Annotated in this window: 6 protein-coding genes and 1 pseudogene; 3 read left to right on the top strand and 4 right to left on the bottom strand. The window is 56.3% G+C overall.

The features are described 5' to 3' along the window. A pseudogene (locus B7X49_RS17925) lies at positions 1-232 on the top strand (single-stranded DNA-binding protein); the annotation flags it as partial. Positions 233-637: 405 nt separating this feature from the next. Here B7X49_RS17925 and B7X49_RS17920 read toward each other — a convergent pair. Together B7X49_RS17920 and B7X49_RS17915 are read right to left on the bottom strand one after the other, a co-directional pair. Next, positions 638-1,036 (bottom strand): hypothetical protein, encoded by a 399-nt coding sequence (locus B7X49_RS17920; protein WP_286840495.1) that lies wholly within the window; start codon positions 1,034-1,036, stop codon positions 638-640. Next, a complete protein-coding gene (locus B7X49_RS17915; protein WP_286840493.1) occupies positions 1,033-1,230 on the bottom strand; it encodes a hypothetical protein in 198 nt (65 codons plus the stop codon). The genes B7X49_RS17920 and B7X49_RS17915 overlap by 4 nt, the downstream gene beginning before the upstream one ends. A gap of 937 nt (positions 1,231-2,167) precedes the next feature. On the opposite strand from B7X49_RS17915, the gene B7X49_RS17910 reads away from it, so the two are divergent. After that, positions 2,168-2,857, top strand: coding sequence for a YfbU family protein (locus B7X49_RS17910; RefSeq protein WP_286840491.1), 690 nt, complete (start codon positions 2,168-2,170; stop codon positions 2,855-2,857). An 11-nt stretch (positions 2,858-2,868) separates the two neighbouring features. Further along, a complete protein-coding gene (locus B7X49_RS17905; protein ID WP_286840489.1) occupies positions 2,869-3,342 on the top strand; it encodes a hypothetical protein in 474 nt (157 codons plus the stop codon). Between the two features lie 155 nt (positions 3,343-3,497). On the opposite strand, the gene B7X49_RS17900 is transcribed toward B7X49_RS17905, so the two are convergent. Both B7X49_RS17900 and B7X49_RS17895 read right to left on the bottom strand, forming a co-directional pair. Beyond that, positions 3,498-3,749 carry a hypothetical protein gene (locus tag B7X49_RS17900; protein ID WP_286840487.1) on the bottom strand — a complete coding sequence of 84 codons (252 nt, stop codon included), beginning with the start codon at positions 3,747-3,749 and terminating at the stop codon, positions 3,498-3,500. After that, positions 3,749-5,245 carry a hypothetical protein gene (locus B7X49_RS17895; protein WP_286840485.1) on the bottom strand — a complete coding sequence of 499 codons (1,497 nt, stop codon included), beginning with the start codon at positions 5,243-5,245 and terminating at the stop codon, positions 3,749-3,751. The genes B7X49_RS17900 and B7X49_RS17895 overlap by 1 nt, the downstream gene beginning before the upstream one ends. Between the last annotated feature and the right edge of the window lie 102 nt (positions 5,246-5,347).

The raw sequence follows: 5,347 nt of genomic DNA, 5'->3' as shown, positions 1-5,347 counted from the left end.
AGGCACGCTGCGAACCCGGAAATGGGTCGATCAGAACGAGAACGAACGCTACACGACCGAAATCGTCCTGAGCGGCTACGACAGTCAGCTGATCCTGCTTGGCTCACCGAACGGTGCTCGCCGGGAAGGAGGCACAAGCGCCGCAACCCCCCGTCAGCGCGAGACCGCCGGGGCCACGGGTGGCATCACACCGGGTATGGGCGCTGATCTCGACGACGAGATCCCGTTTTAGGCTCGTTCGTCCACTGACCCATGCAGAGCGGGCGATCGGCCACACGCCGATCGCCCGTGCTGCAATTATAGTCAGGAAAAACAATGGACTAGACGCATTTTGCACGGTCGAGATTCGCTGAAATATCGAACAGGGCAACATCTGGGGCAACATTTCGCAGGGCAGGAATGCGAAAAACACGCCCTAGGCCGGACGCAAAAAAGCGGCCCCATGTTTCCCCAGGGCCGCTAAGTTTTTGGGAGGCTTCCTACTAGGAAGCTAATTATGAAAATATGGTAATGGTGCGGACGGTCCAGCAATCACAGATGGAACCTTTGCCAAACGCCCGGTTGTGCTTTGCTTGCTCACGGTATGGTGATTGTGGGTTTGGATTCCGATGTTTCCCGCGCGGCGATATCCGCCGCGTCATGACATCGCCCTTCCGTCCCGCACCAGCATCGCGACAAGCTGCTCGTTAATGCAACCATGTTTCTCGGGTTCACCGATCTGCGAATCCCAGAGGCCAAGGCTTCGTGCCACGGCCGCAAAGCCTGCGAGCGTGGTGATGCGGTGGCCGGTGATCTGTTCGGCAAGGTCGCGTTGCTTATACGCGATTGGATCGGTCACCGCATCCCGCTCATCATCGTCGGTGATCTCGTTCGCGCCACCCGAGTAAAAAGAGAGATAGCGCCGTTCGTTGGCATCGAAACGGGCGCACAGGGCGATCAGTTCGGCATCGGGGTTGCCCGCATGGGCGGCGATCGGCGCCACCAGCGCGGCGGCGGTGCCAGCGGCGAGGCTGGCGAGGGTGCGGCGGCGGTTCATGACGCCATACCTTCGCTCAGGCCGCGCGTGATGGCCTGCGTGGCGATGCGGGTAAGTATGGCGCGCTCGCCCGGCGAGCCGGCCAGGGCGCGAAGTTCGGCAACCTGCCGATCGACCAGCGCTTTGATTGCGCCGATGGTCGGGGTGATGTTGTTCGCAGGATACAGGAATCCTGTATGATTGTTGGTAGCCATCTGCATTATTCTCCATTCGGTGTTGATGGTCAGGGCCGCTTGCGATGGATCAGATCGCTTGCGGCCCGCCTTTAATGGCGCTATAAACTCATTATGTCAATTACAAGCGCTAAAAAACCATTAAAAGGTCGACCAGTTAAAGATAGTGAGGCCGTAAATGTGCGGCTGGAACGGACAACCTTAACCGCAATCGATAGCTGGCGACGGTCACAGCCCGACCTACCCACTCGCCCCGAAGCAATAAGACGCCTGCTAACAAAAATATTAAAAGTCCAATAAAATGGATTTCATTAGTTCAATTTCTGGTAAACGAGGGAAATGGTACATATCAATCAATTGTTCAAATACTACGTGCGGGAACAAACTTTTGCTTAAAGAGTCTCCTTTGATCTGGACGTGGGAGCAGCGGCAAGCGGCGCAAAATGATCTCAGGCAGTACAAGGTCCAGTGTGTTTTATGCAAACGCGAAACTTCGCTTGATCAAGTAGCATTCCTGTCGACGGAAATCCGGTAATTTCCGGATATTTTAATGAATACGCTACGAAATGGTGGTCGTACTTTTACTGCTCCAATCCTCAGCCGCCAGCATTTTTGGTCACATAGGTTCATGTCGGTTGGCGGTGCCAATCCAAAGCCCGATCCAAATCGCACAGCCATGGTCCTTTCAGCGCCGTACCGGTCGAGCGCGCCAGCGCTTCGGCCGCGTGTGTGACGCGCTGGTCGGGATGACGGCCGATCGATGAGCCTGAATATCCATCACATGCCATGCCATGCCACAGCGCGATTTTGATTGGTCGTCATAGCTTTCATAGCGGGCGCCCGGACCGCTGCCCAGCGGACGGAGACTCAGCGCCTTGTAATTTGCATTTGCAATACGTAAAGTAATACGTTATGTACGGTCTTCATACGGCAATACCTAAACATGTACGGGAAAATTATGACACCGAAAAGCGAGCGATTCGAAATGCGACTTGATCCTGATTTGCTTGAGCAGCTTGATACATGGCGCGCTCAACAAGGGGGCTTACCGTCCAGAGCGCAGGCTATCCGTCGCCTCATCGAAGCGGGGGCGGTCCATAATGAGCCTGCTACCTTCAAGCCAGGCAATGCTGAGAAACTAATAATTTGGCTATTAACAGAAATGCTTAAAGCACAGCCAGGCTATAAGAATAGTGAAACGATAAATCTAATCCAAGATGTCATACAAGGCGGACACTTTTGGGCGTTAGATTGGGAGATGCAGCACATCTTTCATAATTACTCAGACTCTCCCGCCGCTGTGAAACTTGTGGTGGATACACTAGATATGTGGAGTTTTATCGAAGCTGCATTTAAATCGTTTTCTTCAACAGAAAAGAAAAAACTTGAGGAAAATGTCGGCTTAAGGGGGAAAAAACCGAAATTCCTCGGGTTTGACGGCAATCACGAGACGGAGTATATGGGAATTGCTTCCTTCTTAGTTGAGAAACTTGGTCGCTTCTCTTCGTTCAAGGGGCGCGATTTCAACTCGCATAGTCCGAGCGTGGACCGTTACCGGCGCATGTTTTCTAAATTCGAGGAAATGCGAATTAGTTTGATAGGACAAGAGTTAACTGTTGAGCAAGTCACCGTCCTTTTGAAATTATGAAATAAACGAACATGCTTGATCGCAAAATGCAGAACAACATCTTGAGGAAGCTTAAAGATGCGTACCCGCGGACATTGCTAATTTTCGAATTGATCGAAGGGGACGAGGGAGTCAAATACACGAATTTGGCGTATTTGAAGGAATTAGGCCTAATCACGGGCGGTATGCAGGCTAGCGGAAATTCGTTGGGTTACACACACTCCGCCATTACCGCCCGCGGCCTTGATTTTCTTGAGGATGATGGCGGTTTGAGTGCGATCCTCGGTACTGTAACGGTCAAACTGCACAGCGATACTATCCGAGACTTGATTTCCGCTAAAATTGAGGCCTCGACGTTGCCCGCAACGGAGAAGGATCAGATTAAGGCTCGGTTGAAATCGCTCCCTGCCACCGCCTTGCAGGCCGCTACGCTCGATCTCTTGCGGATGGGGTTAGAGCGCGCGCCGGACGCCGTCCAGATGATTCAAAGATTGTGCGGTTTCTGATGCATCTACCACCGCAGGGTCGGGGCGGCGGCGGGCTTAATGCCCGCTCGATCGGCAGCAGCAGCCTCACGAAACTGCCGTAGCGCCACGCGGCTGGGGCATGAGCGGGGGTTTGCATCGGCGCGGACACTCCCATTTTGGCGGGTTCGAGGGCGTCAGGCATCGGGCAACCGCCGCACAGCCTCGATCACCCGTTGCCCGCGCTCGATCAGCGCGGCCTCACCAGCCATGACCATGATGGCGTCGATGGTCTGAATCAGGGCGTATAGCTTGCGCCGCCCGGCTTTCAGTTCGGTGCGCACCGCCTGCCGAACTGCGGATCGGGTCGGTTTCTCGGGGCTGGGGGAGCCATCGCCCGCCCCCTGTCCCGGCCCGCACCCTCGCCCCTTGCCCCGATACCCTGCCATCAGAAAGCCGCCGCGTTTGCTTGGATCGCCACCCGTGCGCTGGTCTGGTTGCGGATCGTGACCTGTTGCGGGCGCATGGGCTTCTGGCGGCGTAGTGTCTCTACAAGGCGTTCCACTTTGGCGGGGAGGCCAGAAGGGCCACCCGAGAGCGCTGCGGTGGCTTGTGCCCGCGTAACCCTGTCGGTGCCCTCCTCGCGGCTCATGGCGGAAATGACTTTTGCCATCGTCGCTTTATTATCCATGTTGATCGGGGCGTTCGGCTTGATGCCGGACCACTTCGAGACATTGGCGATGTAGGAGGCGTCGTTCTTGCCGTGCCCGTTCCATACCGGGATGATCGATGCCAGCGTATCGGCTTGGTGTTTCGTCGGATACTGGCGAAGCAACGCGGCCCCGGCCTGAATACCCTGCTTGGTCGTGCCGAAATGCTCCAACTTGCCCCCCGGCATCAGGTCGAGCGGGTTGTTGTGCTGCGTCCACTTCGGCGGGATCGGGGCGAGCGGCATCCAAGGCGTGTGTTTCTTGGACCACGCGTCGATCTGCTTTATCTTCTCGCGGTTCTGGTTGTGAATCCAGAGTTCCAGTCCCGAACCCGAGTGATCTGCGGGCTGCGCTGGAGGGCCGAACAGGCCGCCGCCGGGGTGGTAGGGGTTGAACCCCGCCTTCCCCTTCTTACCCATCGTGGGGTCGAGGGCTTTGGCATATGGTTTCAGAAACCGTGCCACCGCGCCGATCTCGCCGGCTAGGTCGCCTATCGATGTCTCAAACGCGGTGAGGTCTTTCTGAAAACTGCCGGACCCGATGAATTTGGCGAACGTCTTTAATCCACCTTCTACGTCACCGACGATCTTGCCCATCTCCGGGCCTTTGGCGAACGCCGCGACCCAGTGCGAGGCTTCGGCGGAAACCCGCGTCAAGACGGGTGCAAGGCGATGCAGGCCGGTGATAAGGCTGCTTTCAATTTCAATCCCGGCCTTGCGCAGTTGAATGTCCAGGTTGATCCAGTCGCGGCCCACGGCGCTACTAAAACCCACGCTGTGAACGTCGTTACGCGCGTTGACAACGGCGGAGTTCATCCGCGAGACTGACGTGTGGCGATCGAGGCGCATCTGTTCGGTTGAGGCGAGCAGGTTATAGCCACGGGCTTGCGCTTCATTCATCCAGTCTGCGCGCGGCATGGCCTTAAGCGCGATCTGCATTTTTTTCTCGGCGTCGAGGCTCAATTGGAAATTGCTATCGTGCTGCAAGGCATTCTGCCCGATGCCCAGCCCGGCAAATACCCATCGTTTCGACACATCGTTGCGTGCATTGGCGATGTTGGCCGCGAAAGCATCGGCGTTGCCGAATTGATTGAAATTCGTGCTGAATGAAGCCGCCTGTCCGGGCGTCATGCCCACGCCGCGTGCGCTGCGTTGCCGGTTGAGCGCGCTACCGGCCAGATCATCCAGACCGATCGCGCCGCCGATACCGGCTAGGCCAACCCCGGCAACGCCCATTTTGGCCTGTGCGGCTGAGTGGAACAGAAAACCGGCATAAGACTACTCAAAAGTCCCATGCGGAAGTAGGGTTCCTGAGCGGCCTGAGACCGCCGTTCATAA

The organism is Acidiphilium sp. 34-64-41, assembly GCF_002282635.1.
GTDB classification, from domain to species: domain Bacteria; phylum Pseudomonadota; class Alphaproteobacteria; order Acetobacterales; family Acetobacteraceae; genus Acidiphilium; species Acidiphilium rubrum.
Note: the sequence above shows the minus strand (reverse complement) of the source record. Positions and strands in the feature narration are given on the sequence as shown.

Coding starts and splice junctions, on each gene's coding strand:
- B7X49_RS17910 (WP_286840491.1), top strand. CDS start 2,168: ATGACACCGAAAAGCGAGCGATTCGAAATGCGACTTGATCCTGATTTG.
- B7X49_RS17920 (WP_286840495.1), bottom strand. CDS start 1,036: ATGAACCGCCGCCGCACCCTCGCCAGCCTCGCCGCTGGCACCGCCGCC.
- B7X49_RS17915 (WP_286840493.1), bottom strand. CDS start 1,230: ATGGCTACCAACAATCATACAGGATTCCTGTATCCTGCGAACAACATC.
- B7X49_RS17895 (WP_286840485.1), bottom strand. CDS start 5,245: ATGGGCGTTGCCGGGGTTGGCCTAGCCGGTATCGGCGGCGCGATCGGT.
- B7X49_RS17905 (WP_286840489.1), top strand. CDS start 2,869: ATGCTTGATCGCAAAATGCAGAACAACATCTTGAGGAAGCTTAAAGAT.
- B7X49_RS17900 (WP_286840487.1), bottom strand. CDS start 3,749: ATGGCAGGGTATCGGGGCAAGGGGCGAGGGTGCGGGCCGGGACAGGGG.